The organism is Leisingera sp. MMG026 (genome assembly GCF_021654205.1).
Lineage (GTDB): Bacteria > Pseudomonadota > Alphaproteobacteria > Rhodobacterales > Rhodobacteraceae > Leisingera.
The window spans coordinates 1-1,261 of sequence record NZ_JAKFZM010000119.1 but is presented as its reverse complement, the minus strand read 5'-3'; the positions used below and the strand labels follow the sequence as shown (position 1 = coordinate 1,261).

Below are 1,261 nucleotides of genomic sequence, written 5' to 3'. Positions count from 1 at the left end.
ACAAAACCGCACGTCAACATCGGCACCATCGGCCACGTTGACCACGGCAAAACCACGCTGACCGCAGCAATCACCAAATACTTCGGTGACTTCAAAGCCTACGACCAGATCGACGGCGCACCGGAAGAAAAAGCCCGCGGCATCACCATCTCGACCGCCCACGTCGAGTATGAGACCGAAGGCCGCCACTACGCCCACGTCGACTGCCCCGGCCACGCTGACTATGTGAAAAACATGATCACCGGTGCGGCGCAGATGGACGGCGCGATCCTGGTTGTGAACGCAGCTGACGGCCCGATGCCGCAGACCCGCGAGCACATCCTGCTGGGCCGCCAGGTCGGCATCCCGCACATGGTCGTGTTCATGAACAAAGTCGACCAGGTCGACGACGAAGAACTGCTTGAGCTGGTCGAGATGGAAATCCGCGAGCTGCTGTCGTCCTACGACTACCCGGGCGACGATATCCCGATCATCGCGGGTTCGGCTCTGGCCGCAATGGAAGGCAACAAGCCTGAAATCGGCGAAGAGAAGATCAAAGAGCTGATGGCCGCTGTCGACGAGTACATCCCGACCCCGGCGCGTGCTGTTGACCAGCCGTTCCTGATGCCGGTTGAAGACGTGTTCTCGATCTCTGGCCGCGGCACCGTTGTGACCGGCCGGGTTGAGCGCGGCGTGATCAACGTTGGCGATTCGATCGAAATCGTTGGCATCCGCGACACCAAAACCACCACCTGCACCGGTGTTGAAATGTTCCGCAAGCTGCTGGACCGCGGTGAAGCCGGCGACAACATCGGCGCCCTGCTGCGCGGCATCGACCGTGACGGCGTTGAGCGCGGCCAGGTTCTGTGCGCACCGAAGTCGGTGAACCCGCACACCAAGTTCGAAGCTGAGGCCTATATCCTCACCAAAGAAGAAGGCGGCCGCCACACCCCGTTCTTCGCGAACTACCGTCCGCAGTTCTACTTCCGCACCACCGACGTGACCGGCACCGTGACCCTTCCCGAGGGCACCGAGATGGTCATGCCCGGCGACAACCTGAAGTTCGATGTTGAGCTGATCGCGCCGATCGCAATGGAAAACGGCCTGCGCTTCGCCATCCGCGAAGGCGGCCGCACCGTCGGCGCCGGCGTCGTTTCCAAAATTACCGAGTAATTTTGGAAACAGTGGCGGCAGGCGGTTTTCGCTAGAAAATCGCCGGGAGCCACACCGGTAATGTTCTGCGAAAGGGCCGCTCGAAAGAGCGGCCCTTTTTCGTTGTGGC

1 protein-coding gene is annotated in these 1,261 nt (G+C 61.1%); it reads left to right on the top strand.

Going from position 1 to position 1,261, the window contains the following annotated elements:
- A partial coding sequence (gene tuf, locus L1069_RS23695; RefSeq protein ID WP_237457283.1) for an elongation factor Tu occupies window positions 1–1,152 on the top strand: 1,152 nt, incomplete at its 5' end.
- Window positions 1,153–1,261: the final 109 nt, after the last annotated feature.